This window comes from Sphingobium baderi, from assembly GCF_001456115.1.
Taxonomy (GTDB): Bacteria; Pseudomonadota; Alphaproteobacteria; order Sphingomonadales; family Sphingomonadaceae; genus Sphingobium; species Sphingobium baderi_A.
This window is the reverse complement of record NZ_CP013264.1, coordinates 2,914,487-2,940,530: the sequence shown is the minus strand read 5'-3', so window position 1 is coordinate 2,940,530 and position 26,044 is coordinate 2,914,487. Positions and strand designations below refer to the sequence as shown.

The window sequence follows — 26,044 nt, the reverse complement described above, 5'->3', positions numbered from 1 at the left end:
GCCAACCGATATGATTGCGTGGCGCGCAATCGTTCCGGCATGATTTGCGATTGCAGCGGGGGTGCGCGTCGGCGACATTAATCCTTGAAAAAACAAGAAATTGATAGAGGTGTTTGATCGGCATTCACAAGGAGATAACCTATGCGAATGCTGTCCAAATCTGCTGTTGCCGCCGTTCTTGGCGTTCTTGCCACGTCCACAGTCGCCCATGCCGAAGATGCGCCCAAACAGCGTTTTACGCATGAAGGCTATACCTATGTATATGAAGTGAAGGACACCAAGACGGGCCAGGTCATCAACGGCCGCCGTTTTCCGGATGCCGTAGCCTTTAACCTGTCGGTCAGGAACGGCCGCGTTTCAGGCGTAACCGGGGGACAATCCGTGGCCTTCAAGGTGGCCGATGCGAAAGGCGCGACTTCGCAATAAGCCCCCGCTGGCAATATAAAAAAAGGGGCGGTTCCCGATGGGGAGCCGCCCTTTTCCTTATGCCTATGTGCGATTGGCTGTCAGCGGCAGCGACGCTTGCTGTCGATTTCCTTGCCGAGCAGCGCGCCGCCCGCGGCACCCAGGATCGTGCCGGTCGCCCGGTCACCATCGGTGTCGATGGCCCGTCCCACCAGTGCACCGCCTACACCGCCGACGATCAGGCCGGTGGTGCCGTTGGACTTGCGGCAATAGGTGCGGCCGTCGCGACCACGCCATTCCTTGTAACGGTGATGCTTGCGAGCCTGCGCGCCGTCCGTCGGAAAAGCCATGGAAACGGGCACGGCCAGCGACACTGCGGCCAGGGCTAGAATGGCTTTACGCATTATTATCTCCTCCGATAGCGTTTGTCGGTTCAACCCGGTAACTCATAGCAAGGTTGCATGAACGTGCGGCAACGGTGGAAGGCGCTGTTATCCCTGCGGATAATTTTCCGACGAATGGGAAAGCGGCTGCGATGAACGGAAAAAAACATTCCGACACTTATCGCTATTTCCGATCACGGAATTCGGCCTTTATCCGGTGTGGATATGTCATTCAAGTAACTGTTATTACTTGTATAAACCGACTTATCCACATCTATCCACAGCTTTTGAATGGCGCGGCCCCATGATCGTCAAAATTCGCTTTGTTCGACTCGTCAGCCATGAGAGCATTGCTTTGCCGAGACAGGAAGGAAAGGAGAAATCCCGACCAGCAAGGCCTGAGAAATCAGTAGTTTGCGAACTGTTTTGGTAGTTCGTTCTGAAACATGATCCGTAAGGATCGCGTGGAAGGCGGGCGGCTTTCTGGAAAGAAATGCCAAGTGCGCGCGAAAGTGAACGCCGGGCATGGCCATACAGGAAGTTCGGTGACGGAACAGGACGTCAGTCCAAAGCCCTCGCCAATAGCGATGTGGACGCCTTCAAAAAGCGAAAACATCGGTCACGCCGAGGTTGATGATCGCATTTCCGACAGGAAATGACATCATGCACCCCGACGGAAGTGGGGACCGGCAGCGATGCCGGCCCCCATTTTGTTTTGGGCGCGCAGAGCTTGTGGAGCGGCGTCCTGGGGTAACTATTAATGGCCATCCTCAACTCAGGGGAAATATGAGGTCTTATCGAACAAATTAAGGTCAGGCGTGGTGGAGGATATTCACTGTGACACCGCCATGCGGCCTGCGCTCAATCGCCCGCCAGTTTTCGGGCGCGTTCTCTCCATGTGCTGGCCAGCACCGGCATATTGGCTAGCATGCGGACGCCTTCAATATCCGTCCTGTGCCCTCCACCGATCAGCAGGCGGAACACGCGTTCGACTGGCCATTCGGGCAGGGGGCGATCAAGCAGGTCCATCGACATGCCCGCCTCTGCCTTGCCCTGGCGAATGACGCGGAGATAGATGCCGCAACGCGCCGTTTTGACAATCGTCGTCATGACGTCGCGGGCGCCGAAGCGATGATCCAGTTTCCAACAGGGCTGACGGCCATGGCTCACTTCTACGATCGCGCTGCCCAGACTATATCGGTCGCCAAGGCGGATGTCGGCTTCCGTCATTCCATGCGCCGCGATATTCTCCCCGAACGCACCGGGCGCGTCGAGCAACGGATGGCCGGGCTTGCGTTCCTTCCACCAGTCGTAATGATCCTGCGGATAAAGATGGATCGCCTTGTCCAAACCGCCATGATGCACGCGGTCGGCGACGCTATCGCCATCCAGTCCTTCCCAGCCGATATGGACCGGCCCGGATAGGGGCTGCTTGGCGATCGCGCTGTGATCGTCTCCCCGGAAAGGGCGGGGCGATCCCACCAGCAGCGCGCTGATCGTCATGCCGGAATTGTTCATGTCTCCCCATGGCACGGGAAAAAGCCGACGGGGAGGGCCAGTGGAGAGAAAGAGGCAATCAACTGGCGCTGAGTTCCGACCACAGCTTCAGCACTTCGCTGCCCGTATCCGTGATGACGAGGCAGGCGGGGTTCTGCCGGGAACCGTTGCGGCGAACCTGCATGCCTTCGATCCGGTATTCGACCTGATGGTCGAAACAGGCTGCGATCCGCCCGCGGCCCACGCCCTGACCCCAGTTCCATCTGACGCGCATTCCCTTGTGAAGGCGATCGGGCATGGCGGGGTCTCCGTTCCTGTTGCGGGGCGTTGGTCCCCGCGATAGCAAAATGTCCAAAGCGGGCGCGGGTTCCCTTGGGTTTTGGCGCGGGCTGGGTTAAGGGGCCGGGATGGATGCAACCGGGCTGCGCGTGGCGCTTTTCAGCGGCAATTACAATTATGTGCGAGACGGCGCGAATCAGGCGCTCAATCGTTTTGTCGGCTATCTGCTGCGGCAGGGCGCGGCGGTACGCGTCTATTCCCCGACCATAGATCCACCCGCCTTCGAACCGACCGGCGATCTGGTGAGCGCGCCTTCCATTCCGGTGCCGGGGCGCACGGAATATCGGATTCCCTATCGCATGTCTGGCGCGGTGCGGCGCGATCTGCGGGCCTTCGCCCCCAATCTGGTCCATGTGTCCAGCCCCGATCCCCTGGGGCACCGCGCGGTGAGCTGGGCGCGAAACAACGGGCTGCCCGCCGTGGCGTCCGTCCATACGCGTTTCGAAACCTATCCGCGCTATTATGGGCTGGCCTTTCTGGAGCCGGTGATCGAATCGATGCTGCGGCGCTTCTATCGCCGTTGCGACGCCATCGTGGCGCCGTCCGAATCGATGGCGCAACTGCTGCGCGAACAGCGGATGAGCTATGATGTGGGCATCTGGACCCGTGGCATCGACCGCGAAATTTTCCACCCAGGCCGCCGCGATACCGAATGGCGGCGGTCCGTCGGGATCGGGGACGATGTACCGGTCATCGGCTTTATCGGTCGGCTGGTGATGGAAAAGGGGCTGGATGTCTTTTCCGACAGCATTGATCAGCTGGTTGCGCGGCAGGTGCGTCACAAGGTGTTGGTGGTCGGCGAAGGGCCAGCGCGCGAATGGTTTCAGAACCGGTTGCCAGACGCCGTATTTACGGGGTTTCAGAAGGGCGCCGATCTGGGACGCGCGGTGGCGAGCATGGACATGCTGTTCAATCCTTCTGTCACGGAAACCTTCGGCAATGTGACGCTGGAGGCGATGGCGTGTGGCCTGCCGACCGTGGCGGCCCGCGCGACCGGCAGCGAGAGCCTGGTGACGGACGGAGTGACCGGGCGGCTGATTCGTCCCGGCGCGATTGGCGCTTTTGCCGATGCGCTGCAGACCTATTGCTCCGATGCGGCGGTGCGAGGACAGGCGGGGCAGGCCGCCATGGCGGAGGCGGAACGCTATGGCTGGGATCAGGTCAATCAGGCGCTGGTCGATACCTATGTGCGCGTCATCCGCCAGCGCGCCCAAGGTGCGATGATGAAGGCCAGCCCGGTTCCCTGAACGGCAAAGCCTCCCTATATCGGGAGCGATGGCAGATCTTTTCGCACAGGATGATGTTTCCGTGGAGATGGTGGGCGGCCCGCTGGCCGACCGGCTGCGTCCGCGCTCCCTGACCGATGTAGTGGGTCAGGACCATCTGACCGGCCCGGACGGAGCGATCGGGCGGATGGTCGCGGCGGGGCGGTTATCCTCCATCATCTTTTGGGGGCCGCCGGGAACGGGCAAGACCACCATTTCGCGGCTGCTGGCCGATGCGGTCGGTATGCGGTTCGAGCCGATTTCGGCTGTCTTTTCCGGCGTGGCCGATCTCAAGAAGGTTTTTGCCGCCGCCAAGGAACATGCGCGAATGGGACAGCGCACGCTGCTCTTCGTGGATGAAATCCACCGCTTCAACCGGGCGCAACAGGACAGCTTTCTTCCCTTTGTCGAGGACGGCACCGTCACGCTGGTCGGCGCGACAACCGAAAATCCGAGCTTTGAACTGAACGCCGCGCTTCTGTCCCGCGCACAGGTGCTGATCCTGCGGCGGCTGGACACGGCGGCGCTGGAGCTGCTGCTGGACCGGGCCGAAGCGTTGATGGAGCGCCCTTTGCCGCTGGACGCCGCTGCGCGGGAGGCGTTGATCGCGAGCGCGGACGGAGATGGGCGCTTCCTGCTCAATCAGGTGGAGACGCTTTATTCCATAGATTTGCCAGATGCGCTCGATCCGGCGGGATTATCGGCGCTGCTCCACCGGCGCGTCGCCGTCTATGACAAGGATCGGGAGGGGCATTACAACCTCATCTCCGCGCTGCATAAATCCTTGCGCGGATCCGATCCGCAGGCCGCGCTTTACTATCTCGCCCGGATGCTGATGGCGGGGGAGGAGCCGCTCTATGTGCTGCGGCGGCTGGTGCGCTTTGCGAGCGAGGACATCGGCCTGGCCGATCCGCAGGCGCTGGTGCAGTGCCTTGCGGCCAAAGATGCCTATGAGTTTCTGGGCAGCCCCGAAGGCGAACTGGCCATCGTGCAGGCTTGTCTTTATTGCTCCACCGCGCCCAAATCCAATGCGGCCTATATGGCGATGAAGTCCGCGTGGAAATCGGCGCGGGACACCGGATCGCTGATGCCGCCGCAAAATATCCTGAACGCGCCGACCAAGCTGATGAAGCAGATCGGCTATGGCAAGGGATATGAATATGATCATGAGGCGCAGGAGGGCTTTTCAGGCGCGAACTATTGGCCCGAAGAAATGGAACCGCAGACCTTCTACGCACCGACGGATCGCGGTTTCGAGGCGCGGGTGGCGGAGCGCATCGCCTATTGGGACAAGCTGCGGCAGGAGCGGGGAGAGGCGTGACGCCCCGTTTCGAGCGGTTCGTTGCGATCGACTGGTCCGGGGCGAAGGGCGCGCGGCATAAGGGGATTGCGGTCGCGGCCTGCGAGGTGGGCGATGATGCTCCCGCTCTCGTGATGGCGCCGGATGGCATCTGGTCGCGCACGGAGGTGGCCGATTGGCTGATCTGTGCCGCCAAGGAAAAGCTGACGCTTTTCGGCTTCGATTTCAGCTTTGCGCCGCCCTTCATGGCACGGGGCGGCTATCTGCCGGGCGATGCGGTGCCGGAAACGGGGCCGGATTTCTGGGCCTATGTCGAGCGCATCTGTGATGACGCTGACCTGGGCGCGGCCAGCCTGCTGGAAAGCGCGCATCGCCGCCATTTCTATTTCGGCAAGGCGGATGGGGTGAAGGCCGACTTCATGCACAACCGCGTCTGCGAAGCGCATTATAATGCGGGGGGCGGGGGAAAACCCTCCACCGTTTACGACGCCATCGGCGCGGCGCAGGTGGCGAAGGCCAGCTTCGCGGGGATGCGATTGCTGCATCGGGTCCGCCCCCATGTGCCCGTGTGGCCTTTCGATTCCCTGCCGACGCAGGGCTCGCTGGTGGTGGAAATCTATACCAGCATCGCCGCCCGCGCCGCTGGACGGCCCAAGGGGCGGACGAAGATGCGCGGCCTCGCGGCGCTGAACGATGCGTTGTCGATGCTGGACTGCGCGCCCTATGGCAAAGCGGTGCCTGACGATCATTCCACGGACGCGCTGCTCACGGCTGCATGGATGCGCGGCGCGGCGGGCAGAACGGAGCTGTGGACGCCGCTGACGCTCGATATGCAAATCGCCGCGACTGAGGGCTGGACGTTCGGCGTCATCTGATAGTATGGGCGTCCCCGGACAGCGAGGCCGGATTAGCACAGCGGTAGTGCAGCGGTTTTGTAAACCGAAGGTCGGGGGTTCGATCCCCTCATCCGGCACCATCTTCAAATAGCCTGGCGCTGTCCGTCTTTATTCCCCGTCGCACTGGCGCGGGGGCCGGGCGCTCCCTATAGCAGGGCCATGGCATCTACCGAAAAGCAGAAGAAATCGACCACACCTCGCGCCAAGGTGCGGCCTGCCGGTTTTCCAACCCGCGATCAGGTGATGGAGTTCATCACATCCTCCGACCAGCCCGCGGGCAAGCGTGAAATTGCCAAAGCGTTCGGCCTCAAGGGGCAGGAGAAGATCGCGCTCAAGGCACTGCTGAAGGACATGGCGGACGAAGGGCTGATCGACATCGGTCCCGCGCGCGCCTTTCACAAGATGGGCGGCGTGCCCAAGGTGACGGTGTTGCGGATCGTCGATGTGGACGACACCACGCTGATCGCCACGCCCGAACGCTGGGAAGCGGAAGGCCAGCCCGCGCCCCGCCTGCGCGTGGTCGAGCGGGGCAAGCGCGGCGCTTTGACCATCGGCGATCGGATATTGGCGCGGACGGAGGAAGCCGGGCGCGGCTGGGTCGCCCACCCGATGAAGAAGCTCGCCAAGGCCAGCGAGGAATTGCTGGGCGTGGTGGAGGAAGGGCCGAAAGAACAAAATGGCGTCGGCAAGCTGTGGCTGCGCCCCGTCGACAAGCGCATCCGCCGGGATACGCCCATTTCCGACGCGGGCACGGCCAAGCCCGGCGATCTGGTGCTGGCCGAGCCGGTCGGGCGCCCGCCCCGCATCACCGCGCGTGTCACGGATATTCTAGGCGATCCCTTCGCGCCGCGCAGCTTCAGCCTGATCGCGATTCACAAGCACGGCATTCCCCATGTCTTTTCCGAGCAGGTGGAGGAGGAGGCCGTCACGGCATCCGGATTGCCTTTGCATGAGGATAAGCGCGAGGATTTGCGGCATTTGCCCATCGTCGCCATCGACCCGGTGGATGCGCGCGATCATGACGACGCCGTCTGGGCCGCGCCGGACGACGATCCCGCCAATCCCGGAGGCTATCGCGCCATCGTCGCCATCGCGGACGTCAGCTATTATGTCCGTCCCGGCAGCGCGCTGGACCGGGAGGCGCGCAAGCGTGGGAACAGCGTCTATTTTCCTGACCTGGTCGTGCCGATGCTGCCACACCAGCTTTCATCCGACATGTGTTCCCTTCGCGCCGGTGAGGACCGGGCGGCCATGGCCTGTCATCTCATCGTCAACGCGGCGGGCAAGGTGACGTCATGGCGCTTTTCCCGTTCTGTGATCCGGGTGGCGGCAGTGCTGGCTTATGAGGACGCGCAGGCGGCCATTGACGGCGCGAAGGATCATGCGCTGCTGGAACCGGCGTTGAGGCCATTGTGGGCCTGCTGGGCGCTGCTTCGCAGAGCGCGGGAGAAGCGCGATCCGCTGGCGCTGGACCTGCCCGAACGGCGCGTGGTGCTGGACGAATGGGGCAAAATCGTGAGCGTTGCCGTGCGCGAAAGGCTCGACGCGCATATGCTGATCGAGGATTATATGATCGCCGCCAATGTTGCCGCCGCCAAAGCGCTGGAGGCGAAGAAGGCGCCGGTCATGTATCGCGACCATGAACCGCCCAGCCGCGACAAGCTGGTGGCGCTCAAGGATTATCTCGCGACCTTCGACATCGACTTCGCACTGGGGCAGGTCATCAAGCCGTCGACCTTCAATCGCCTGATCGAACGCGTCGGCGAGGCGGAGGAAAAACCGCAGATCATGGAACAGATCCTCCGCAGCCAGACACAGGCCTATTACAGCCCGCAGAATATGGGGCATTTCGGGCTGGCGCTGGGCAGCTACGCGCATTTCACCTCGCCCATCCGGCGCTATGCCGACCTGCTGGTGCATCGGGCATTGGTGGGAGCCTATGGGCTGGAACTGCCCGCGCCCAAGGGTGGGGCACTGCCCGACCGGACCGCGCTCAGCGGCGATGATTATGAGAATATGGGCCGCGTGGGCGAGATGATCAGCCAGCATGAACGCCGCGCGATGGAGGCGGAGCGGGAAACCGTCGACCGCTATGTCGCGGCCTTCCTGGCGGCGCATGTCGGCGAACTGGTCGAAGCGCGGATCACCGGCGTTCAGAATTTCGGCTTCTTCGCCACGGTCGAAGGGCTGGGCGGCGACGGGCTGGTGCCGGTATCGACGCTGGGCGACGAACGCTTCTATTATGATGAAGCCGCCCGCGCCTTGCAGGGCGTGGAGAGTGGCGATCGCTACACGGTGGGCCAGCGGCTGCAACTGCGGCTGGCGGAGGCGGACCCGATCAACGGCGCGCTACGCTTCGAACTGCCCGATGCGCTGCCGCAGCGGCCGAGCTTCAGGAAAGATCGCGCGCGGCCGGGGATCAAGCGTGGCCGTCCCGCCAATATCCGTCATATCGGCAGCACGCGGGGCAAGCACAGGAAACGGTGAGGATCAACTCAGGCGGTCGATCGCCTCGGCATCCAAACCGCCGGGGATGATCATGATGGGGCAGGGCAATTTGCCCGCATCCGCGCCCGCGAAATGGGAAACGAGCTTTCCGGGCGGGCCGCTGGCCGCCGCGCCCAGCACGAGAGCGGCGACATCATCCATTTCGTCCAATGTGTTGCGAACCACCGCCACCGGATCGCCCTGCTTGACGGTGATGCTGGGGCGGATGCCGGATTCGTTGGTCAGCGTGCCCGCCGCGCTCATCACCAGCGCTTCGGCGCGTTGATGCGCCTCATCCTCCATCGTCGCCTGCACGCCGCTCCATTGCACGAATTCGGCGGGCGGAATGAGCGCCAGGATACGCACCGCGCCATTGGTCTTGGCCGCGCGCCGGGCAGCGAAACGCAGCGCGGTTTCCGCTTCGGGCGATTCGTCCACGACAACCAGATATGTCCGCACTTCGCATGCCCCCGCATATGTCCGACGGCCCAAATATCCGTCTTTGTCGGTTCCATGAACCAACTGGGTGAAATGTGATGCATAATCGGGCCCAGCGCAAGGCGCGCCCTTGACCGCTTCCCTCAAAGCGCCGAAACGGGCCTGAAAAGGCTTTCTGCCAACGGATATGCGATAAGAAAAGGCCCACCGATGAGCAAGACGATCCAGATGCCTGCCCTGTCACCGACCATGGAGGAAGGAACGCTGGCCAAGTGGCTGGTAAAGGAGGGGGACTCCGTTTCGTCGGGCGACCTTCTGGCGGAGATCGAGACGGACAAGGCCACGATGGAGTTCGAGGCCGTCGATGAGGGCATCATCGCAAAGATCACTGTCGCGGAAGGCAGCGAAGGCGTGAAGGTCGGCACCGTCATCGCCATTTTGGCCGAAGAGGGCGAAGATGTGGCGGAAGCCGCGAAGGGCGGCGGCAAGGCGGAGGCGGCTCCAGCGGCTAGCGCCGAAGCCGCGCCGGCACCCAAGGCAGAGACCGCAAAAGCGGATGCCGCGCCGACGGAAGCCGTCGCGCCGAAGGCCGGTCCCGCTCTGGCGAAACAGGATGGCGACCGGATCAAGGCCAGCCCGCTTGCCCGTCGTCTGGCGCAGGAAAAGGGTCTCGATCTGGCCAGTGTCTCGGGTTCCGGCCCCAACGGCCGCATCGTGAAGGCCGATCTGGAAGGCGTGAAGCCCGGCGCGGTTGTGCCTGCCGCTGGTGCAGTTCCCGCCGCTGCGCCGTCGCCGGTGGGCGCGTCTGCTCCCGTACAGGATTTCGGTATCCCGCATGAGGTCGTCAAGCTGTCGAGCATGCGAAAGACGATCGCGCGCCGCCTCACCGAATCCAAACAGCAGGTGCCCCACATCTACCTGACCGTCGACATTCAGCTCGACAGGCTGCTTAAGCTGCGGGCAGACCTGAATGATGGACTGTCGGGGCGAGGCGTGAAGCTTTCGGTCAACGACCTGCTCATCAAGGCGCTGGGCGTCGCGCTGATCCAGGTGCCCGAATGCAATGTCCAGTTTGCGGGCGACCAGATGTTGAAGTTCCAGCGCGCCGATATTTCCGTTGCCGTGTCGATCCCGGGCGGCCTCATCACGCCGATCATCACCGAAGCGGACAGCCGGGGCGTCGCCGCCATCTCCACCGCGATGAAGGATCTGGCCGGGCGCGCCAAGGAAGGGAAGCTCAAGCCGGAGGAATATCAGGGCGGCACCGCATCCCTATCCAATATGGGCATGTTCGGCATCAAGCAGTTCGAAGCTGTCATCAATCCGCCCCAGGGCATGATCATGGCCATCGGCGCAGGCGAAAAGCGGCCCTATGTCATCGACGACAGCCTTCAGATTGCGACCGTCATGTCCGCGACCGGCAGCTTCGATCATCGGGCCATTGACGGGGCGGATGGCGCGCGGCTGATGCAGGTGTTCAAGCAACTGGTTGAAAATCCGCTGGGAATGCTTGCCTGATGGTGCAGGCCGAGGAACAGCCGCCTGCCGGCAGTCCCGCCGTCCGCGTTATCGCCATGCCCGCCGACACCAATCCCTATGGAGATATTTTCGGTGGCTGGCTGATGAGCCTGATGGACTCCGCGGCGGGATCGGTCGCCGCCCGCCATTCGAAGGGGCGCGCCGTGACCATCGCCGTGGAGGGCATGACTTTCCTGCGGCCCGTGGTCGTCGGTGACGAGGTGTCGGTCTATGCCAAGCTTGTGAGCGTTGGTCGAACGTCGATGCACATCGCGGTCGAGGCATGGCGACGCACGCGGCATGACGACCGTTCCTATCGGGTGACCCAGGCCACCTTCACCTTCGTCGCGATTGGCGAGGATCGTCAGCCGCGCACGGTGGCGCCGCTAGCGATTGCATGATGATTCTATCCTTCAAGAAACGAGTGTGACACATGGCTGAGAATTACGATGTCATCGTTCTGGGTTCCGGCCCCGGCGGCTATGTCGCCGCGATCCGCTGTGCCCAATTGGGCCTGAAGACGGCGATCGTCGAGCGCGAAAATCTGGGCGGCATCTGCCTTAACTGGGGCTGCATCCCGACCAAGGCGCTGCTGCGTTCCGCCGAAATCTTCCATTATATGCAACATGCCAAGGATTACGGGTTGGCGGCCGAGAAGATCAGCGCCGATATCGAAGCGGTGGTCAAGCGTTCGCGTGGCGTTGCCAAGCAGCTCAATCAGGGCGTCACGCACCTGATGAAGAAGAACAAGATCGCCGTGCACATGGGCGACGGCAAGCTGACCGGCAAAGGAAAGCTGTCCGTTACGAAGGATGGCAAGACCGAGGAGCTTAACGCGAAGCACATCATCGTCGCCACCGGCGCGCGCGCGCGCGACTTGCCGCAGCTTAAGGCGGACGGCAAGCGGGTGTGGACCTATCGCCATGCCATGACGCCCCCGGAAATGCCGGGCAAGCTGCTGGTCATCGGTTCGGGCGCGATCGGCATCGAGTTTGCGAGCTTCTACAATGACATGGGCGCGGACGTGACCGTGGTCGAGATGATGGACCGGATCGTGCCGGTGGAGGACGCGGACGTGTCCGCCTTCCTCAAAAAGGCGCTGACCAAGCAGGGCATGAAGATCCTGACCGGCGCGAAGATCGAGAAGATCGCGACCGGCGATAAGAGCGTGACAGCGACGATCAAGGACAAGGCGGGCAAGGAAGTCGCTGGCGAATACAGCCATGTGATCGTCGCCATCGGCATCGTCCCCAATGTCGAGGATCTGGGTCTGGAAGATGTCGGCGTGGAGCCGGATCAGCGTTCCCACATCAAGACCGACGATTTTGGCCGCACCAATGTCGACGGCATCTGGGCCATTGGCGATGTCACCGCGCCGCCATGGCTGGCGCATAAGGCAAGCCATGAAGGCGTGATCGTTGCCGAAGCGATCGCGCAGGCGCTGGGTAACAAGGATGTGCATCCGCATGCCATGGATGTCCGCAACATTCCCGGCTGCACCTATTGTCATCCGCAGATCGCCTCCGTCGGGCTTACCGAAGCCAAGGCGAAGGAAGCGGGCTATGAAGTCAAGGTCGGAAACTTCCCCTTCATCGGTAATGGCAAGGCGATTGCGCTGGGCGAAGCGGAAGGGTTCGTGAAAACCGTGTTTGATGCCAGGACCGGCGAACTGCTGGGCGCGCACATGATCGGCGCGGAAGTGACCGAGATGATTCAGGGCTATACCATTGGTAAGACGATGGAGACGACCGAAGCGGAACTGATGGAAACGGTGTTCCCGCACCCGACCATTTCCGAAGCCATGCATGAAAGCGTGCTGGCGGCCTATGGACGCGCGCTCCATATCTGACGGGCGATCATGGAAAAGAGGCGCGGGGGCTTTGGCCTTCGCGCTTCTTTGTATCGTCATCGTCGCGTTGGTCCATCGGCAAGGTGTGCTCGACGGGCTGAATGAGGGGCTGATGATGGAAGCCGGCCGTTTGCGTGACAGCGGAGGCGGGCAACATTTCACCACTATCATGCAATTCGCTTCGACGGTGGGAGGCACAGGCGGACGGTTGCTACTCCTGGGGGGCGCGCTTGCCCTGCTGCTCTGGTCCGGGCGACGGCGCGCGGCGGTGTGGCTCGCGGCCACGATGGCGGGAGGAACGCTGCTTAACCTGTTGCTCAAACAGATATTTTCAGCGCCACGTCCCGATCTGCTGCCACATCTGGATATTGTGCACAGCTATAGCTTTCCCAGCGGCCATGCGGCGGGGAATATGATGTTCTTCGGCGCGCTTGCGATGCTGGCAGGGCGCTGGCCCGCTTATGCCGCCGCCGGAGTGGTCATTGCGCTGATCGGCGTCAGCCGTGTGTGGCTGGGCGTGCATTGGCCGAGCGATGTGCTGGCCGGATGGATCGAGGGTATCGGCTGGCTAGCCCTGTGCGCCTGCTGGATGCCGCGCGCCTCGCAGCAGCGCGCGGGTCGAGGCCGATAGTCGCCTAAGCTTCTTCCTCTTCCACTTTCTCGACCGGCGGGTGCAGCCGCAGACGCGTCACCCGGCGTCCGTCGCTGGCCAGCACCTCCAGCTTCCAGCCGCTTTGCTGATGCTCCACGATTTCGCCCGGTTCCGGCACATGGCCCGCCAGCACGAAGGCAAGGCCGCCCAGCGTGTCGACATCTTCCTCGACGTCGCCCAGTTTATCGTCGATTTCCTCGGCCACATCCTCCAACTCGGCGCGAGCGTCCGCTTCCCACAGGCCACCTTCCAGCGGCACCAGCATCGCTTCGGGCTCCTCGTCATGCTCATCCTCGACCTCGCCGACGATTTCTTCGACCAGATCTTCGAAGGTCAGTAGTCCCTCGGTCCCCGAATATTCGTCCAGCACGATGGCAAGATGGGTCCGCTTCGCCCGCATTTCGGCGAGCAGATCCAGCGCCCCCATGCTTTCAGGCACATAGAGTGGCTGCCGGATCAGAGGTTCCAGCGTATCGGGCATCGGTGACTTGCCCGCCATTATGGCGAAGGCGTCGCGGATGTGGATCATGCCGACGATGGTGTCGAGCGTTTCCCGATAGACCGGGATGCGGCTGTGCCCGGCTTCCGCAAACAGCGCCGACAGTTCCGCAAAGCTCGCCTTTTCCTCAATGGCGATGATGTCCGCGCGCGGGACGGCGACGTCATCGACCGTATGTTCGGAGAAATGGAGAAGGTTGCGGACCATCTGGCGTTCGATTGCCGACAGGTCGCCTTTGGAGGGGGAGGGCGCGCCGTGCTCCTCATCCTCGTCATATTCGTCGAGCGCCTCCTCCAACTCGCGCCGGAGGCTGTGCCCCTCATCCTCCCCGAAGAGCAGCGCCTTCAGGCCGCTCCATAAACCGCCCTCATGGCTACTACTGTCCGGTTCCTTGGAGCCGTTGCCATTGCCGTCCTTCGGGCTGCCCTCAGCCATAATCTTCCTAAACCCCTGTTTCGCGATCCCCATAGGGATCAGGCAGGCCAAGGCTGGCGAGCGCACGGATTTCCAGCGCTTCCATCGCCTCGGCTTCGGCATCGACCATATGGTCATATCCCAGCAAATGAAAAGTCCCATGCACGATCAAATGCGCGGCATGATCGGCGATGGAGATGCCCTTGCCCTGCGCTTCATGGGCGCAGACGCCTTCGGCCAACACGATATCGCCCAGCAGCACCTCGCCATCGTCGGTATTCGCGGTGCCCTCCAACAGGTCGCGTTGCACCATGGGGAAAGACAGCACGTTGGTCGGCTTGTCCTTGTCCCGATAGTTGCGGTTCAGTTGATGCACCTCCTCGTCAGAGGTCAGCTTGACCGCGATCTCATATGTAACGGGGCTTTGCACAAATTCGGCATAAGGGCTGTGCACGATGGCCGAGGTCACGGCGCGTTCGGCCAGTTCCTCCCAATCGATGCCCGGCCAGCCATCTTCCAGCACTATGGCAATATCAAGCATCGGGCCCCTCATAAGCCTGGACAATGCGCCCGACGACCGGGTGACGTACGACATCGCCGACATTGAAGGGCACGACCGCGATTCCCTCCACGCCCTGCAATCGTGACACGGCGTCGGCCAAGCCGGAAATGCCTGGCTGAGGCAGGTCGACCTGACGCGGGTCGCCGCAGATCACCATGCGGCTGTTCTCGCCGAAGCGGGTGAGGAACATCTTCATCTGCGCGACGGTGGTATTCTGCGCTTCGTCGAGCACGATGAAGGCGTTGGAGAGCGTCCGCCCGCGCATGAAGGCGAGCGGCGCGATCTCTATCTCACCCGATGCGATGCGCCGTTCCACCTGTTCGGCGGGCAGCGTGTCGTAAAGCGCGTCGTAGATCGGGCGCAGATAGGGATCGACCTTCTCCTTCATGTCGCCGGGCAGGAAGCCCAGCCGCTCGCCCGCTTCCACGGCGGGGCGGGAGAGGATGAGGCGGTCGACCGAGCCGGAGATAAGCTGGCTCACCGCCTGCGCGACGGCGAGGTAGGTCTTGCCCGTGCCTGCCGGACCCAGCGCGAAGATGATGTCGTTGCGCGTCAGCGCCTCCATATAAGTGACCTGCGTGGCGGAGCGCGGCACGATGGTCTTCTTGCGGGTGCGGATCATCACCTTGGGCGGTTCGGCGACGTCATGGCGGATGATGCCGTCCAGCGTCGGTTCGGCGGACATGGCGATGACGGCCTCCACCGCGCCGCCGTCGATCTCCTGCCCCGCGGCGATGCGGTTGTAGAGGCCGGTCAGCACGTCGCGGGCGCGGGCGGCGGCTTCGGCGTCGCCCTCGATCTGGAGCTTGTTGCCGCGCGCGGCGATATAGACGCCCAGCCGGTTTTCAATGGCCACGAGGTTCTGGTCATATTGCCCGAACAGTGCGCCCAGAAGGTGCGGGCGCTCAAAGGTGACTTCGAGCCGCGCGCGTTCGCCCGCTTCGGCCCGTTGATGCGGTTTCTTACTCATGTCAGCAGCCTCCCTCGCTCATCTTCCATCTCTGTGTCAGGGCGCATCGCCATGGTCGGGGGAGATGGTTTCCCGCCGGTGCGGGATTGACGAGGCTTTGGTTCAAGCGGCTTTCCTCCTGCTGGGTTCACCGGCCAGACTGTTGGGACCGGCGCTGACGATATCGACTTCCACCATGTCGCCGATGGCAAGGTCCGGCGCGGTGACATGGACCGACTGAAGCCACGGCGTCTTACCGATGAGCTGGCCGGGATAACGGCCTTTGCGCTCCAGCAATATGTCCGTGCGGCGGCCTATGGTGGCGGTGTTGAACGCCACTTGATGCTGGTTGATGAGCGCCTGAAGCCGCGCCAGCCGCTCGTCCATCACCTCGGCCGGAATCTGGCCGTCCATGTCGGCGGCGGGCGTGCCGGGGCGGGAGCTGTATTTGAAGGAATAGCATTGTGCATAGCGCACTTGCTCGACGATCTTCAGAGTATCTTCGAACTCCGCGTCCGTCTCGCCGGGGAAGCCGACGATGAAGTCGCCCGACAGGGCGATGTCGGGCCGCGCTTCCCGCACCCGCTCGATGATCCGCAAATAACTGTCCGCGCTGTGGCTGCGGTTCATGGCTTTCAGGATGCGGTCATTGCCCGACTGCACCGGCAGATGGAGAAAGGGCATCAGCTTTTCCACCTCGCCATGGGCGGCGATCAGGCCGTCGCTCATGTCGTTGGGATGGCTGGTGGTGTAGCGGATGCGTTTAAGGTCGTTGATCTTCGCCAGTTCGCGGACAAGGCCGTCCATCCCCTGCATCCGGCCTTTGCTGTCCTCGCCCGTCCAGGCATTGACGTTCTGGCCCAGCAGCGTGATTTCGCGCGCGCCGCCGTCGACCAGCGCCTGTGCCTCTTCGAGGATTGCGTCCCATGACCGGCTGATCTCCGCGCCGCGCGTATAGGGCACCACGCAGTATGTGCAGAATTTGTCGCACCCTTCCATAATGGTAAGGAAAGCGGTGGGCCGCGCCTGCTTGGTCCGAGCGGGCAGGGCGCCGAATTTGGATGCGAGCGGCATGTCGGTGTCCACCGCTTCCTCGCCGCGACCCGCCTTGTCGATCAGGTCCGGCAGGCGGTGATAGGCTTGCGGGCCGACGACGATGTCGACGCTCTTCGCGCGGCGGCTGATCTCGCTGCCCTCGGCCTGCGCGACGCAGCCCGCGACCGCGATCATCGGTCGCGTGCCGTCCTCCCGGCGCAGGCGGCCGATATCGGAATAGACCTTGTCCACCGCCTTTTCGCGAATGTGGCAGGTGTTAAGGATAACGAGGTCCGCCTCCGTGCCCTCGGCTGCGGGGGTCATGCCGCGCTCGCCCAGCATCTCGGCCATGCGCTCGCCATCATAGACGTTCATCTGGCAGCCGAAGGATTTGACGTGGAAGGTGGCCGGGGCTTTGTCTGGCTTTGGGGGCGTGTCGTTACGATTCATGCGATCCAGCTATACAGTGCCATGGCCATCAGCGGAAGGCGGCAGGTGCATCGCGATGCTCGCGACAATATGTTCGCGCGCCATGGCGGCGATGACCTTGCGGTCGCCGCATCCGGTGGGATCGAAAGGTTCAAGGAAACGCAGCGTTACGTCCAGGCTTCCCGGGCGTTCCAGCAACCGTTTCACGTTGCTTCCCGCCGATTCATTGCCATGCCACGCAATGTCGGGCGCGGCGCGGCCATAGTCGATATGCACAGGCTGGATCATCACTTCGCGGGGCGGCGGCAACAGGACTGCCAGCAGAGTGGGCTTGAAGGGCAGAAGGGAGCGGCCGTCACCTGTCGTCCCCTCGGGGAAAATCGCCACGGGTTGATGCCCGATCATCGCCGCCCGCAACGCTTCGATCTGTCCCGCCAGCCCACCACGCTTTTCGCGCGAGACGAACAGCGTATTATTCTGGGCGGCCAGCCAGCCGATCACAGGCCAACGGGCAACGCCGTCATGCGAGACGAAGGCGGTGCCGGTCGCGCCGCCCAGCGCCAATATGTCGACCCAGCTCACATGATTGGCGATCAGGAACAGGTCGCTGGAAACCGGCTTTCCCGCCACCTGCACCCGCGCGCCGACGGATCGGGCGGCCAGGGTAAGGAAGCGGCGAGGCCAGGGCGACGGCCGCCGGAAAAGCCGCCACAATAAATGGGGCGCAAGGCAAAGAAAGAGGCTGGCCGTCAACGCGCCCAGGCGCAAGAAACGGCGTATCCGGGCCAAGCGATCAGCTCTTGCGGTCGATCACCACCCCATAGAGTTCCATGCGGTGATCGACCAGGCGGAAACCCAGCTTTTCGGCAATCTGCTTTTGAAGCTGTTCCAGTTCAGGATCGACGAATTCGATCACATTACCGGTTTCCACGTCGATCAGATGGTCGTGGTGGGATTCGGGCGCCGCTTCATAGCGGGCGCGACCGTCGCCGAAATCATGCCGGTCGAGGATGCCGGCCTCCTCGAACAGACGGACGGTGCGGTAAACCGTGGCGATGGAAATGCCGGGGTCGACTGCGGCGGAGCGCCGATGCAATTCCTCGACATCGGGATGGTCCTCCGCTTCGCTCAGGACCTGAGCGATTACCCGGCGTTGTTCAGTGATGCGAAGGCCCTTTTCATGGCATAGGGCTTCTACGTCGATCTTGCGGTTCATCTTTGTTCGCCGGCTGAATGGGATAGGATAGATTCAAGCCTAACGCCTTTTGCCGTTAGGTAAAAGGGGGAGCGGCCATGCCTCTCCCCCGAAGCGGTTCCATATGGGATGGAAACGCTCATTTCTTTCGACATCGCTTTTCAATTGCGGCGTCAGGTCGTCCGTTATTTACCGCGGGGGCGGCGGCGTTTCGTGCCAAGACCAATCTTTTTCGCCAATGTGCGGCGCTGTTCGGCATAGTTGGGCGCGACCATCGGATAATCGGCAGGCAGGCCCCATTTGGCGCGATAATCGTCCGGCGTCATCTGATAATGAGTCATCAGGTGGCGCTTGAGCATCTTGAGCTTTTTCCCGTCCTCCAGGCAGATGATATAATCCGGCTTGATGGAAGAGCGCACCGAAACCGCAGGCTCGGGCTTTACTTCCGGAGCGGGGACGGGGGTCGACAAATTGGTCAGGGCCGCGTGGACATTCTGAATAAGCACCGCGACGTCCGAAACGGCAACGCTGTTATTGGAAACATGCGCGGCGACAATATCCGACGTCAAAGTAATCAGCAGTTCTTTCTGGGCGGATTCGTTTTCCATTTTCTTTTTCCTGAAAAGGCTTGAACTAGATGCGACCCGCCCTGCCGGAAGCTGATGGATGAGCGGCGACCGTCCGCTATACTTTCCTGCCTAATCTGGCAAGGGGGCAGGTCAAATCATCATGTCCAGCCGTAGACTCAACGCGTCATGAAGTTGGCCATCATTGCCGCGATAATAACCAGGGCGGCGATGTACATATTCGAATCCGAACTTTTCGTAAAGTTTGATTGCGCTGTTGCTGGCGCGCACTTCCAGATTCATGGAAGCGATTCCCCTACGGCGCGCCGTGGACAGGCTGCTGGCGAGCAGGGCATCGCCAATGCCCCGGCCTCTCCACACGGGATCGACGGCCAGCAGCAACAACTCGCATTCGTCGAGCACGGACCGGACCAGCGCGAACCCCAGCGGTATGGCGTCCAGCCGGGCGATGGTAAGCCAGGTTCCCGGCATGAGCATGACGCCGGAGATCTGCGGCAGCGTCCAGGCTTCGCCATAGACCGGGTCGAAAGCGCGGACCATGATCTCCATGGCGTCAGCCAGCGCGTTGCGCTCGCCTTCATCATAGGTGTCGAAGACGATGTCGGGCATCATGACGCCGTCCCCTGCGCCATCGGGCGCGCGTCCGCCTCGCGACCATATACCGGCGTGGGCGGCAAAGGTGGAAGCTGCGCGATCAGAGGATAATCGGCAGCATCGGGATATAGGGTGACGGCGGTTCCGATGCCCTTCGCCGTGACCAGCGCATCCGCGCCTGGCCCGTAAAAGATGGAATCGCCGGTCTGTTCCGCCAGCGCGGTAATCGGAGTGGAAGCAGGCTGCGTAAGGGGTGTCAGTCCATCCGCGGCGAAGCATTGCCAGAATAGTTCGCCGTGACCGCCGGTGAGGGTGACCGTCAGCAGTCCTCCCTCATGCGTTTGCGCGGCCTTTGCCGCGGTCAGCGCCAGCGCGCTATAGCCATGAATCGGAATCCGCCAGGCAAGCGACAGCGCCTTGGCCGCCGCAATCCCGATGCGGACGCCGGTGAAGCTGCCCGGTCCCACATCCACCGCGATCGCATCGGCGCGCCCGCCATCGGGCAGGGCGGCGATAACGGGGAGCAACGCTTCGGCATGGCCGCGCCCGACAATCTCATGGAAGCGTCCCACGGCAACCCCGTCATCCAGCAGCGCGACGGACAGCGCCTGTGTCGCGGTGTCAATGACAAGCAGTCGCAAACAAAACTCCCTGGAGCCGCCGCCGACCGTCGGCATCACCTGCGGTTAATCGATCCATATCGATTTGCCAAATGCCGTGATAATAGCGTCGGCGCAATGCCTCAGATGGCGCGGACTTCAGTCACTTCGGGCACATAATGCTTCAAAAGCTGCTCGATGCCGTTCTTCAGCGTCGCGGTGGAGGAGGGGCAGCCCGAACAGGCACCATGCATCCGCAGATAGACCGTGCCCTTGTCAAAGCCGCGATAGACGATGTCGCCGCCGTCATTGGCAACCGCCGGGCGGACGCGCGTGTCGATCAACTCGCGGATCTGCGCGACGATCTCGGCATCTTCGGGATCGTCGGAAAAATCATCCTCTTCGGCAGGAACGGCGATGCCTGCCGCGCTGCCGGGTGCGAACAGCGGCATGTTCGCTGAAAAATGATCGAGCAGGATGGACAGTATTTCAGGCTTAACGTCGTTCCATTCCGCGCCCGGCGCGATGGTGACGGAAATGAAGTCGCTTCCGAAAAAGACGCCGGTCACGTCGCCCAGCCCGAACAGGGCGTCGGCTAGCGGAGATGCCTCGGCTTCCTCCGGGCTGGCGAAGTCGCGCGTGCCGGTGCCCATGACGGCGCGGCCGGGCAGGAATTTCACGGTTGCCGGATTGGGCGTGTTTTCAGTCTCGATCAACATGCGTGCTATGTGGCGTCGGAAGGGCCGAAGATCAAGCGCCGGTGGAACTTCCCCCCATCGCGGACATTGACGACAAGACCCCATGGAGAGGAGAAGGCGCATGAGCACCGAGGCCGAAATTCGGGAACGTTTCTGGAAAGAGTTGTCCCACAGTCCTTTTCTGATGGTGACTCTGCAAGGAACGCAGGATCACGCCATGCCGATGACGGCGCAACTGGACGCCAACGCCCATCACTGTTTCTGGTTCTATTCCAGCAAGGGAAACCGGCTGGCGTCGGGCGGACGGGCCATGGCCCAGTTCGCGGCGAAGGACCATGATCTTTTCGCCTGCATTGATGGAATCCTGACGCCGGAAAGCGATCCTGCCATCATCGACCGTTATTGGTCGAACGATGTCGCCGCATGGTATTCGGGCGGACGGGACGATCCCGATCTGCTGATGTTGCGTTTCGATCTGGGCACGGCGGAAATCTGGCGGGCGGACAGCGGCGCCGGCGGTCTTTTCCGCAAGTTGTTCGGCGGCGATGCGCGCAGAGGGATGCAAGAAAAACACGCAGAGGTTTCGCTCTGAATCGTCCAATCCATTGAGTGACCACCGCCCCGATTGCGGTGGCTGCTTGCTTTTTCCTTATATTTACATCATATGCGCTCGACCGAGGAGCCGATGGCTCCCGCCTCTGGCGGCGTGAACGTCCCCGCGCATGAATGAATGCGGCGCAGGGACAGCGCCAGAGCAGTCCTTATATTTTCGTTTTGAGGCTTCCCTTTTCACGCGGGTCGTTTCGCCACCCGCCCCGTGCCCGCATATTGCGAAGGCGCGGGCTTTGTAATGGAAGTCATCTTGATGCAATTCACCGAACTTGGCCTTGCCGAACCGATTCTAAAGGCGCTGGCCGCCAAAAATTACGCGACCCCCACGCCGATCCAGCAAAAGGCGATCCCGGTCCTGCTGGAAGGCCGCGACCTGTGCGGCATTGCCCAAACCGGCACCGGCAAGACGGCGGCCTTTGCGCTGCCCAGCCTGGACCATTTCGCCCGCAATCCGAAGCAGACGCCGCTCAATGGCTGCAGGATGCTGGTGCTTTCGCCCACCCGCGAACTTGCCGCGCAGATCGCGCAGAGTTTCCGCGACTATGGCCGTTTTCTGAAACTTTCGGTCGAAGTCGTCTTCGGCGGCGTGCCCATCAATCGGCAAATCAAGGCGCTGAGCCGTGGCGTGGACATCGTCGTTGCGACGCCGGGCCGCCTGCTCGACCTGCTCGACCAGCGGGCCTTCACCATCAAAGATACAGAAATCTTCGTCCTCGATGAAGCCGACCAGATGATGGACATGGGTTTCATCCACCCGCTGCGGCGTATCGCCAAGCTGCTGCCGAAGGAACGGCAGAACCTGTTCTTCTCCGCGACCATGCCCAAGGAGATCGAGGCGCTCGCCGCGCAGTTCCTGAACGATCCGGTGAAGGTCAGCGTCGCGCCACAATCCACGACGGCCGAACGCGTCCTCCAGCGGGCAAGCTTCGTCAATCAGGCGGAAAAACAGGCATTATTGACCCTGACGGTCAAGAACGAGCCGATCGACCGCGCCCTCATCTTCACCCGCACCAAGCATGGCGCGGATCGCGTCGTGCGTTTCCTGGAAGGGGCGGGCATCCAGGCGGTCGCCATCCACGGCAATAAGAGCCAGGCTCAGCGCACGACCGCGCTTCAGGCTTTCCGCCACGGTCATGTGAAACTGCTTGTCGCGACCGACATCGCCGCGCGTGGCATCGATGTGTCGGGCGTGAGCCATGTCATCAATTTCGAGCTGCCCAACGTGCCGGAGCAATATGTCCACCGCATCGGCCGGACGGCCCGCGCGGGCGCGGAAGGCATCGCGATCAGCTTCGTGGCGGATGATGAGCGGCCATATCTCAAGGCCATCGAGCGGACCGCCAAAGTCAAGCTGGAGATCGTGCCGTTGCCTGAAAATTTCATGGAAGCGGTTCGCAACCTCCCCAAGCCCGCGCCCCCGCGCAAGGGCAAGCCGCAGACTTCCGAACAGCAGGCGAAGCGCGCCGATGGCCAGCGCCGCTATCAGGATCAGCAGAAGCAACAGCGCGGCACGCCCGACCGCGCCCATCGTCCCGATGGCGATGCGGCGCCCGCGAAGAAAAAGCCTTTCCGTCGCCGCCGCAGCGGCGTGGGCGCGCATAAGGGCGCGGTGCAGCGGACGGGGCAGCGTTAAGGGCTGCGCCCTGTCCGGGTGCTCCTGCGGAAGTGGGAGCACAATTAATAGCCGCTCTGCGGTCTGTTCGTTCCTGTTCACCGTTATGCAGGATCAGCACCCCGCAAGGAAAAGGCGCATCCTGAAAGGGATATGCGAGGCCAGGCGCCGCGCTTCCCGTTCGTCGCGGCGCTTTGTCAGTGGTCATTCAGGAAAATGTCGTTAGGCTCCCGGGCCTATGACTTTTTCCTTTCGGCGTTCAGCCGCTTCGCTATCCGTCCTCGCTCTTCTGCTCGCCGGCGCGCCCGCGCCATTGGCGGCTCGAACGGAAACGCCCTCCGCGCCCGCCACGGCAGGTTCCACAACGACCGAAACCCGCCCCTGGCTCTATGAAAACAGCGATGTGCCGATCGACACGGCATGGCGCTTCGGCACGCTTTCCAACGGTCTGCGCTACGCCATCCGCCGCAATGGCGTCCCGCCGGGGCAGGTCTCCGTTCGCCTGCGGATGGACGCCGGGTCGCTGATGGAACATGCCGACGAGCTTGGTTACGCGCATTTCATGGAGCATCTGACCTTCCGGGGATCGCGCCATGTGCCGGACGGCGAATCCAAGCGCATCTGGCAGCGTCTTGGCGTCACCTTCGGCAGCGACAGCAATGCTCAGACGACGCCTACCGGCACCACCTATGCGCTCGACCTGCCACAGGCGACACAGGCGAGTCTTAGCGAAAGCCTCAAGATCCTCGCAGGCATGATGATCGATCCCAATATAGTGGACAGCGCCGTCAATGCGGAACGCGCAGTCGTCCTTGCCGAACGCCGCGAAAGCGACGGCCCGCAGATGCGGATTTCCGATGCCAGCCGAAAGCATTTCTTTGCCGGCCAGCCGCTTGCCGAACATAGCCCCATCGGAACAGTGGCGACGCTCAATGCCGTGACCGCCGCGAAGATGGAAGCTTTCCACCAGCGTTGGTATCGCCCGGAAAACGCCGTGATAGCCATTGCAGGAGACATTGATCCCGCGCTTGCCGAACAGCTTATCAAGGATAATTTTGGCACCTGGGCCATGGCGGGGAAGGGCGCTCCGATCCCTGATTTCGGCGCGCCTGATCCCAAGGCGCCAGCCACCGCCGTCGCCGTGGAGCCGGGCATTCCGATGGGCGTCACCATGGCATGGTTGCGGCCATGGAAGCCGCGCGCTGACACGATCCTCTACAACCAGGACAAGCTGACCGACATGCTGGCGCTTCAGATCGTCAGCCGCCGCCTTGAAGCAGCAGCGCGGAGCGGTGGCAGCTTTCTTCAGGCTAGCGCGGATCAACAGGATGTCAGCCGTTCCGCCGATGGCACCTTCGTCACCATCCTGCCTTCCGGCGAAAATTGGCAGAAGGCATTGCAGGATGTCCGTGCCATCATAGAAGATGCGAAGGCAACGCCGCCCAGCCAGCAGGAAATCGACCGCGAATATGCCCAGATGGACACAGCGTTAGCGATTCAGGTCGAGAACGCCGATACCGAAGCGGGTGCGAAACAGGCGAGCGATTTGGTGAGTGCGGTCGACATCCGCGAAACGACGGTCAGTCCGCAGGCTGCGCTGGACATATTCCGTTCCGGCAAGCCTGCCATGACGCCGGAGAAGATTCTCGATTCCACCCGCAGGCTGTTTTCAGCAGGCGTGTTTCGTGCTCTGCTGGTGACGGGGAAGGCGCAGCCGGGGTTGGATGCGGAACTGGCCTCCGCAGTGGCGGCGCCGGTTCAGGCGGCGGCCAATGCGCGGTTGGCCGACAAGCTCGTGACGATGGACGACCTGCCGCCACTGGGGCCTCCGGGCACAGTCGTGTCACGCACACCCATCGGCCTTAAGGGAATGGAGAGCATCACTTACTCCAATGGGGTCAAGCTGACGCTGTTCGCCAATGACGCGGAAACCGAAAAAGTGCGGATCAACGTCCGCTTCGGTCATGGCCAGCAGGCCTTCTCTCCGACGAAGCCGGTGCCGAGCTGGGCCGCCGACTATGCTCTGGTGGCGAGCGGGATCGGCAAGCTGGGTCAGCGTGAACTGGACGACCTGACCAATGGTCGCCGGATGGGGATGCAGTTCTCCATCGACGATGATGCTTTTGAATTTCAGGCGGTGACCCGACCCGCCGACTATAAAGACCAACTGCGCCTGTTCGCGACGAAATTGGGGGCGCCCGGTTGGGATCCAGCCCCCATAGCGCGCGTCAAGACCGGCGCGATGGTCGCCTATGATGCGATGTCGCGATCCCCTGACTCAGTGCTGGGCCGCGATCTCAACTGGCTGCTGCATGACAAGGATGTGCGTTTCCGCACGCCATCACGCGAGGAGATCGAAAAGCTCTCTCCCCAAAACTTCCGTGCGACGTGGGAGCCGATCCTGGCCTCCGGTCCGATTGAAGTGCAATTGTTCGGGCAGGTGAATGCCGAGGACGCGATCAAGGCGATTGGCGCGACATTCGGCGCTCTGCCCGCCCGCCCCGATAAGCCCGTTCCCGCCGCGAACCGTGTCATGCGCTTTCCCGCCCATGTAGAAAAGCCGATCATTCTGCGTCACGAAGGGGATAAGGAACAAGCCGCCGCTGTCATGGCGTGGCCGACCTCTGGCGGCTTTGCCCTTACCAAAGAGGCGCGACAGCTTGAGATATTGACCCAGATCTTCAATGACCGGCTGTTCGACAAACTGCGTTCCACGGAGGGTTCGGCCTATTCGCCCACCGTTCAGAACAACTGGCCATTTTCCTATGAAAGCGGCGGTTACATCCTGGTGTCGAGCCAGGTGCGGCCCGATCGGGTCAATTATTTCTACGATGTCGTGAAGGAAACAGCCACCGATCTTGCCAAGACGGCGGTGACGCAGGACGAATTGCAGCGTGCGGTGGCCCCTATGCAGCAGTTATTGATGCGGGCGGGGACGGGGAATGCCTTTTGGATGAACCAGATGGAAGGCGCGACCCATGATCCCCGCTATGTCGAGGCGATGCGGACCATGGCGCAGGATATGCTGACCGTCACGCCGGGCGACATTCAAAAGCTGGCCGCAAAATATCTTGTGCCCGCGAAGAGCTGGTCCGCGGTGGTATTGCCGGAAGGTGTCGCTGCCCAATAGTTAGCCAAAGTGAGTCGCGAGGCGAAAAAGACATCCCTATCGGCAAGGGCCGGCCGATAGGGAGGGAACAACAGGGGCGCATTGTTGCGACGCAGCAAAA

Annotated in this window: 27 protein-coding genes and 1 tRNA gene; 14 read left to right on the top strand and 14 right to left on the bottom strand. The window is 62.3% G+C overall.

From position 1 onward, the window contains the following. Positions 1-147 precede the first annotated feature (147 nt). The gene (locus tag ATN00_RS14385) at positions 148-426 is read left to right on the top strand and encodes a hypothetical protein (RefSeq protein WP_062068841.1); all 279 of its coding nucleotides are present in this window, start codon (positions 148-150) and stop codon (positions 424-426) included. A gap of 80 nt (positions 427-506) precedes the next feature. On the opposite strand, the gene ATN00_RS14380 is transcribed toward ATN00_RS14385, so the two are convergent. After that, positions 507-809 carry a glycine zipper 2TM domain-containing protein gene (locus ATN00_RS14380; RefSeq protein ID WP_062065919.1) on the bottom strand — a complete coding sequence of 101 codons (303 nt, stop codon included), beginning with the start codon at positions 807-809 and terminating at the stop codon, positions 507-509. Between the two features lie 425 nt (positions 810-1,234). Between ATN00_RS14380 and ATN00_RS23450 the strand changes: the two genes are divergently transcribed. Beyond that, positions 1,235-1,447, top strand: a complete 213-nt coding sequence (locus tag ATN00_RS23450) for a hypothetical protein (protein ID WP_156415288.1) — start codon at positions 1,235-1,237, stop codon at positions 1,445-1,447. Between the two features lie 202 nt (positions 1,448-1,649). Here the strand turns inward: ATN00_RS23450 and ATN00_RS14375 are convergent, their stop codons facing one another. Beyond that, the gene (locus ATN00_RS14375; RefSeq protein ID WP_062065916.1) at positions 1,650-2,306 is read right to left on the bottom strand and encodes an MOSC domain-containing protein; all 657 of its coding nucleotides are present in this window, start codon (positions 2,304-2,306) and stop codon (positions 1,650-1,652) included. Positions 2,307-2,364: 58 nt separating this feature from the next. After that, complete coding sequence (locus ATN00_RS14370; protein WP_062065914.1) at positions 2,365-2,583, bottom strand: hypervirulence associated TUDOR domain-containing protein; 219 nt, start codon at positions 2,581-2,583, stop codon at positions 2,365-2,367. A 109-nt stretch (positions 2,584-2,692) separates the two neighbouring features. Here ATN00_RS14370 and ATN00_RS14365 point away from each other — a divergent pair, with 109 nt between their 5' ends. The 5 genes from ATN00_RS14365 (at position 2,693) to rnr (ending at position 8,572) form a co-directional block, all read left to right on the top strand. Further along, on the top strand, positions 2,693-3,871 hold the full coding sequence (locus ATN00_RS14365; RefSeq protein WP_062065911.1) for a glycosyltransferase family 4 protein: 1,179 nt from the start codon (positions 2,693-2,695) through the stop codon (positions 3,869-3,871). 28 nt (positions 3,872-3,899) lie between these two features. Then, positions 3,900-5,210: a replication-associated recombination protein A gene (locus ATN00_RS14360; RefSeq protein WP_062065908.1), complete on the top strand. Its 1,311-nt coding sequence runs from the start codon at positions 3,900-3,902 to the stop codon at positions 5,208-5,210. After that, on the top strand, positions 5,207-6,064 hold the full coding sequence (locus ATN00_RS14355) for a hypothetical protein (RefSeq protein WP_062065905.1): 858 nt from the start codon (positions 5,207-5,209) through the stop codon (positions 6,062-6,064). Before ATN00_RS14360 ends, ATN00_RS14355 begins: the two co-directional genes overlap by 4 nt. Positions 6,065-6,090: 26 nt before the next feature. Next, positions 6,091-6,165, top strand: a tRNA-Thr gene (locus ATN00_RS14350). Between the two features lie 79 nt (positions 6,166-6,244). Then, a complete protein-coding gene (gene rnr, locus ATN00_RS14345; protein ID WP_062065902.1) occupies positions 6,245-8,572 on the top strand; it encodes a ribonuclease R in 2,328 nt (775 codons plus the stop codon). 3 nt (positions 8,573-8,575) lie between these two features. Here rnr and ATN00_RS14340 read toward each other — a convergent pair whose 3' ends face one another. Further along, positions 8,576-9,031 carry a universal stress protein gene (locus ATN00_RS14340; protein WP_062068839.1) on the bottom strand — a complete coding sequence of 152 codons (456 nt, stop codon included), beginning with the start codon at positions 9,029-9,031 and terminating at the stop codon, positions 8,576-8,578. Positions 9,032-9,220: 189 nt separating this feature from the next. On the opposite strand from ATN00_RS14340, the gene ATN00_RS14335 reads away from it, so the two are divergent. From ATN00_RS14335 to ATN00_RS14320, 4 genes are read left to right on the top strand one after another with little or no spacing between them, the layout of a single operon-like run. Continuing rightward, complete coding sequence (locus ATN00_RS14335; protein WP_062065899.1) at positions 9,221-10,528, top strand: pyruvate dehydrogenase complex dihydrolipoamide acetyltransferase; 1,308 nt, start codon at positions 9,221-9,223, stop codon at positions 10,526-10,528. Further along, complete coding sequence (locus ATN00_RS14330; protein ID WP_062065896.1) at positions 10,528-10,929, top strand: acyl-CoA thioesterase; 402 nt, start codon at positions 10,528-10,530, stop codon at positions 10,927-10,929. Before ATN00_RS14335 ends, ATN00_RS14330 begins: the two co-directional genes overlap by 1 nt. Before the next feature lie 32 nt (positions 10,930-10,961). Further along, on the top strand, positions 10,962-12,377 hold the full coding sequence (gene lpdA, locus ATN00_RS14325) for a dihydrolipoyl dehydrogenase (RefSeq protein WP_062065894.1): 1,416 nt from the start codon (positions 10,962-10,964) through the stop codon (positions 12,375-12,377). Further along, a complete protein-coding gene (locus ATN00_RS14320) occupies positions 12,355-13,008 on the top strand; it encodes a phosphatase PAP2 family protein (RefSeq protein ID WP_062065892.1) in 654 nt (217 codons plus the stop codon). Before lpdA ends, ATN00_RS14320 begins: the two co-directional genes overlap by 23 nt. A 4-nt stretch (positions 13,009-13,012) precedes the next feature. Here ATN00_RS14320 and ATN00_RS14315 read toward each other — a convergent pair whose 3' ends face one another. From ATN00_RS14315 to ATN00_RS14270, 10 genes are all read right to left on the bottom strand, one after another. Beyond that, positions 13,013-13,963 (bottom strand): hemolysin family protein, encoded by a 951-nt coding sequence (locus tag ATN00_RS14315; protein WP_062065891.1) that lies wholly within the window; start codon positions 13,961-13,963, stop codon positions 13,013-13,015. 7 nt (positions 13,964-13,970) lie between these two features. Beyond that, positions 13,971-14,483 carry an rRNA maturation RNase YbeY gene (ybeY, locus tag ATN00_RS14310; RefSeq protein ID WP_062065889.1) on the bottom strand — a complete coding sequence of 171 codons (513 nt, stop codon included), beginning with the start codon at positions 14,481-14,483 and terminating at the stop codon, positions 13,971-13,973. Continuing rightward, a complete protein-coding gene (locus ATN00_RS14305; RefSeq protein WP_062065887.1) occupies positions 14,476-15,474 on the bottom strand; it encodes a PhoH family protein in 999 nt (332 codons plus the stop codon). Before ATN00_RS14305 ends, ybeY begins: the two co-directional genes overlap by 8 nt. Before the next feature lie 102 nt (positions 15,475-15,576). Continuing rightward, a complete protein-coding gene (gene miaB, locus ATN00_RS14300; protein WP_062065885.1) occupies positions 15,577-16,938 on the bottom strand; it encodes a tRNA (N6-isopentenyl adenosine(37)-C2)-methylthiotransferase MiaB in 1,362 nt (453 codons plus the stop codon). 9 nt (positions 16,939-16,947) lie between these two features. Next, entirely contained in the window at positions 16,948-17,706 is a 759-nt protein-coding gene (locus ATN00_RS14295) for a lysophospholipid acyltransferase family protein (RefSeq protein ID WP_062065882.1), read from the bottom strand. Positions 17,707-17,710: 4 nt separating this feature from the next. After that, positions 17,711-18,133: a Fur family transcriptional regulator gene (locus ATN00_RS14290; RefSeq protein ID WP_062065879.1), complete on the bottom strand. Its 423-nt coding sequence runs from the start codon at positions 18,131-18,133 to the stop codon at positions 17,711-17,713. Positions 18,134-18,297: 164 nt separating this feature from the next. Continuing rightward, entirely contained in the window at positions 18,298-18,720 is a 423-nt protein-coding gene (locus ATN00_RS14285) for a Ros/MucR family transcriptional regulator (protein WP_062065878.1), read from the bottom strand. Between the two features lie 111 nt (positions 18,721-18,831). Next, a complete protein-coding gene (locus ATN00_RS14280) occupies positions 18,832-19,311 on the bottom strand; it encodes a GNAT family N-acetyltransferase (RefSeq protein ID WP_062065875.1) in 480 nt (159 codons plus the stop codon). Then, positions 19,308-19,934 carry a tRNA (adenosine(37)-N6)-threonylcarbamoyltransferase complex dimerization subunit type 1 TsaB gene (tsaB, locus tag ATN00_RS14275; RefSeq protein ID WP_062068837.1) on the bottom strand — a complete coding sequence of 209 codons (627 nt, stop codon included), beginning with the start codon at positions 19,932-19,934 and terminating at the stop codon, positions 19,308-19,310. Before tsaB ends, ATN00_RS14280 begins: the two co-directional genes overlap by 4 nt. 101 nt (positions 19,935-20,035) lie before the next feature. Continuing rightward, positions 20,036-20,611 (bottom strand): NifU family protein, encoded by a 576-nt coding sequence (locus ATN00_RS14270; RefSeq protein ID WP_062065872.1) that lies wholly within the window; start codon positions 20,609-20,611, stop codon positions 20,036-20,038. Positions 20,612-20,711: 100 nt separating this feature from the next. On the opposite strand from ATN00_RS14270, the gene ATN00_RS14265 reads away from it, so the two are divergent. The 3 genes from ATN00_RS14265 (at position 20,712) to ATN00_RS14255 (ending at position 25,944) form a co-directional block, all read left to right on the top strand. Continuing rightward, positions 20,712-21,182 carry a pyridoxamine 5'-phosphate oxidase family protein gene (locus ATN00_RS14265; protein WP_062065869.1) on the top strand — a complete coding sequence of 157 codons (471 nt, stop codon included), beginning with the start codon at positions 20,712-20,714 and terminating at the stop codon, positions 21,180-21,182. 273 nt (positions 21,183-21,455) lie between these two features. Next, complete coding sequence (locus ATN00_RS14260; RefSeq protein WP_062068831.1) at positions 21,456-22,835, top strand: DEAD/DEAH box helicase; 1,380 nt, start codon at positions 21,456-21,458, stop codon at positions 22,833-22,835. A 217-nt stretch (positions 22,836-23,052) separates the two neighbouring features. Next, positions 23,053-25,944 (top strand): M16 family metallopeptidase, encoded by a 2,892-nt coding sequence (locus ATN00_RS14255; protein ID WP_062065867.1) that lies wholly within the window; start codon positions 23,053-23,055, stop codon positions 25,942-25,944. Positions 25,945-26,044 lie beyond the last annotated feature (100 nt).

What these genes read in the sequence shown, in the direction of transcription:
- ATN00_RS14285 (WP_062065878.1), bottom strand. Translation starts at nt 18,720, where the DNA reads ATGGAAAACGAATCCGCCCAGAAAGAACTGCTGATTACTTTGACGTCG.
- ATN00_RS14330 (WP_062065896.1), top strand. Translation starts at nt 10,528, where the DNA reads ATGGTGCAGGCCGAGGAACAGCCGCCTGCCGGCAGTCCCGCCGTCCGC.
- ATN00_RS14375 (WP_062065916.1), bottom strand. Translation starts at nt 2,306, where the DNA reads ATGAACAATTCCGGCATGACGATCAGCGCGCTGCTGGTGGGATCGCCC.
- ATN00_RS14280 (WP_062065875.1), bottom strand. Translation starts at nt 19,311, where the DNA reads ATGATGCCCGACATCGTCTTCGACACCTATGATGAAGGCGAGCGCAAC.
- ATN00_RS14270 (WP_062065872.1), bottom strand. Translation starts at nt 20,611, where the DNA reads ATGTTGATCGAGACTGAAAACACGCCCAATCCGGCAACCGTGAAATTC.
- rnr (WP_062065902.1), top strand. Translation starts at nt 6,245, where the DNA reads ATGGCATCTACCGAAAAGCAGAAGAAATCGACCACACCTCGCGCCAAG.
- ATN00_RS14260 (WP_062068831.1), top strand. Translation starts at nt 21,456, where the DNA reads ATGCAATTCACCGAACTTGGCCTTGCCGAACCGATTCTAAAGGCGCTG.
- miaB (WP_062065885.1), bottom strand. Translation starts at nt 16,938, where the DNA reads ATGAATCGTAACGACACGCCCCCAAAGCCAGACAAAGCCCCGGCCACC.
- ATN00_RS14365 (WP_062065911.1), top strand. Translation starts at nt 2,693, where the DNA reads ATGGATGCAACCGGGCTGCGCGTGGCGCTTTTCAGCGGCAATTACAAT.
- ATN00_RS14265 (WP_062065869.1), top strand. Translation starts at nt 20,712, where the DNA reads ATGAGCACCGAGGCCGAAATTCGGGAACGTTTCTGGAAAGAGTTGTCC.
- ATN00_RS14320 (WP_062065892.1), top strand. Translation starts at nt 12,355, where the DNA reads ATGGACGCGCGCTCCATATCTGACGGGCGATCATGGAAAAGAGGCGCG.
- ATN00_RS14370 (WP_062065914.1), bottom strand. Translation starts at nt 2,583, where the DNA reads ATGCCCGATCGCCTTCACAAGGGAATGCGCGTCAGATGGAACTGGGGT.
- ATN00_RS14335 (WP_062065899.1), top strand. Translation starts at nt 9,221, where the DNA reads ATGAGCAAGACGATCCAGATGCCTGCCCTGTCACCGACCATGGAGGAA.
- ATN00_RS14385 (WP_062068841.1), top strand. Translation starts at nt 148, where the DNA reads ATGCTGTCCAAATCTGCTGTTGCCGCCGTTCTTGGCGTTCTTGCCACG.
- ATN00_RS14315 (WP_062065891.1), bottom strand. Translation starts at nt 13,963, where the DNA reads ATGGCTGAGGGCAGCCCGAAGGACGGCAATGGCAACGGCTCCAAGGAA.
- ATN00_RS14360 (WP_062065908.1), top strand. Translation starts at nt 3,900, where the DNA reads ATGGCAGATCTTTTCGCACAGGATGATGTTTCCGTGGAGATGGTGGGC.
- ATN00_RS14305 (WP_062065887.1), bottom strand. Translation starts at nt 15,474, where the DNA reads ATGAGTAAGAAACCGCATCAACGGGCCGAAGCGGGCGAACGCGCGCGG.
- ATN00_RS14380 (WP_062065919.1), bottom strand. Translation starts at nt 809, where the DNA reads ATGCGTAAAGCCATTCTAGCCCTGGCCGCAGTGTCGCTGGCCGTGCCC.
- ATN00_RS14290 (WP_062065879.1), bottom strand. Translation starts at nt 18,133, where the DNA reads ATGAACCGCAAGATCGACGTAGAAGCCCTATGCCATGAAAAGGGCCTT.
- lpdA (WP_062065894.1), top strand. Translation starts at nt 10,962, where the DNA reads ATGGCTGAGAATTACGATGTCATCGTTCTGGGTTCCGGCCCCGGCGGC.
- ybeY (WP_062065889.1), bottom strand. Translation starts at nt 14,483, where the DNA reads ATGCTTGATATTGCCATAGTGCTGGAAGATGGCTGGCCGGGCATCGAT.
- ATN00_RS14255 (WP_062065867.1), top strand. Translation starts at nt 23,053, where the DNA reads ATGACTTTTTCCTTTCGGCGTTCAGCCGCTTCGCTATCCGTCCTCGCT.
- ATN00_RS23450 (WP_156415288.1), top strand. Translation starts at nt 1,235, where the DNA reads ATGATCCGTAAGGATCGCGTGGAAGGCGGGCGGCTTTCTGGAAAGAAA.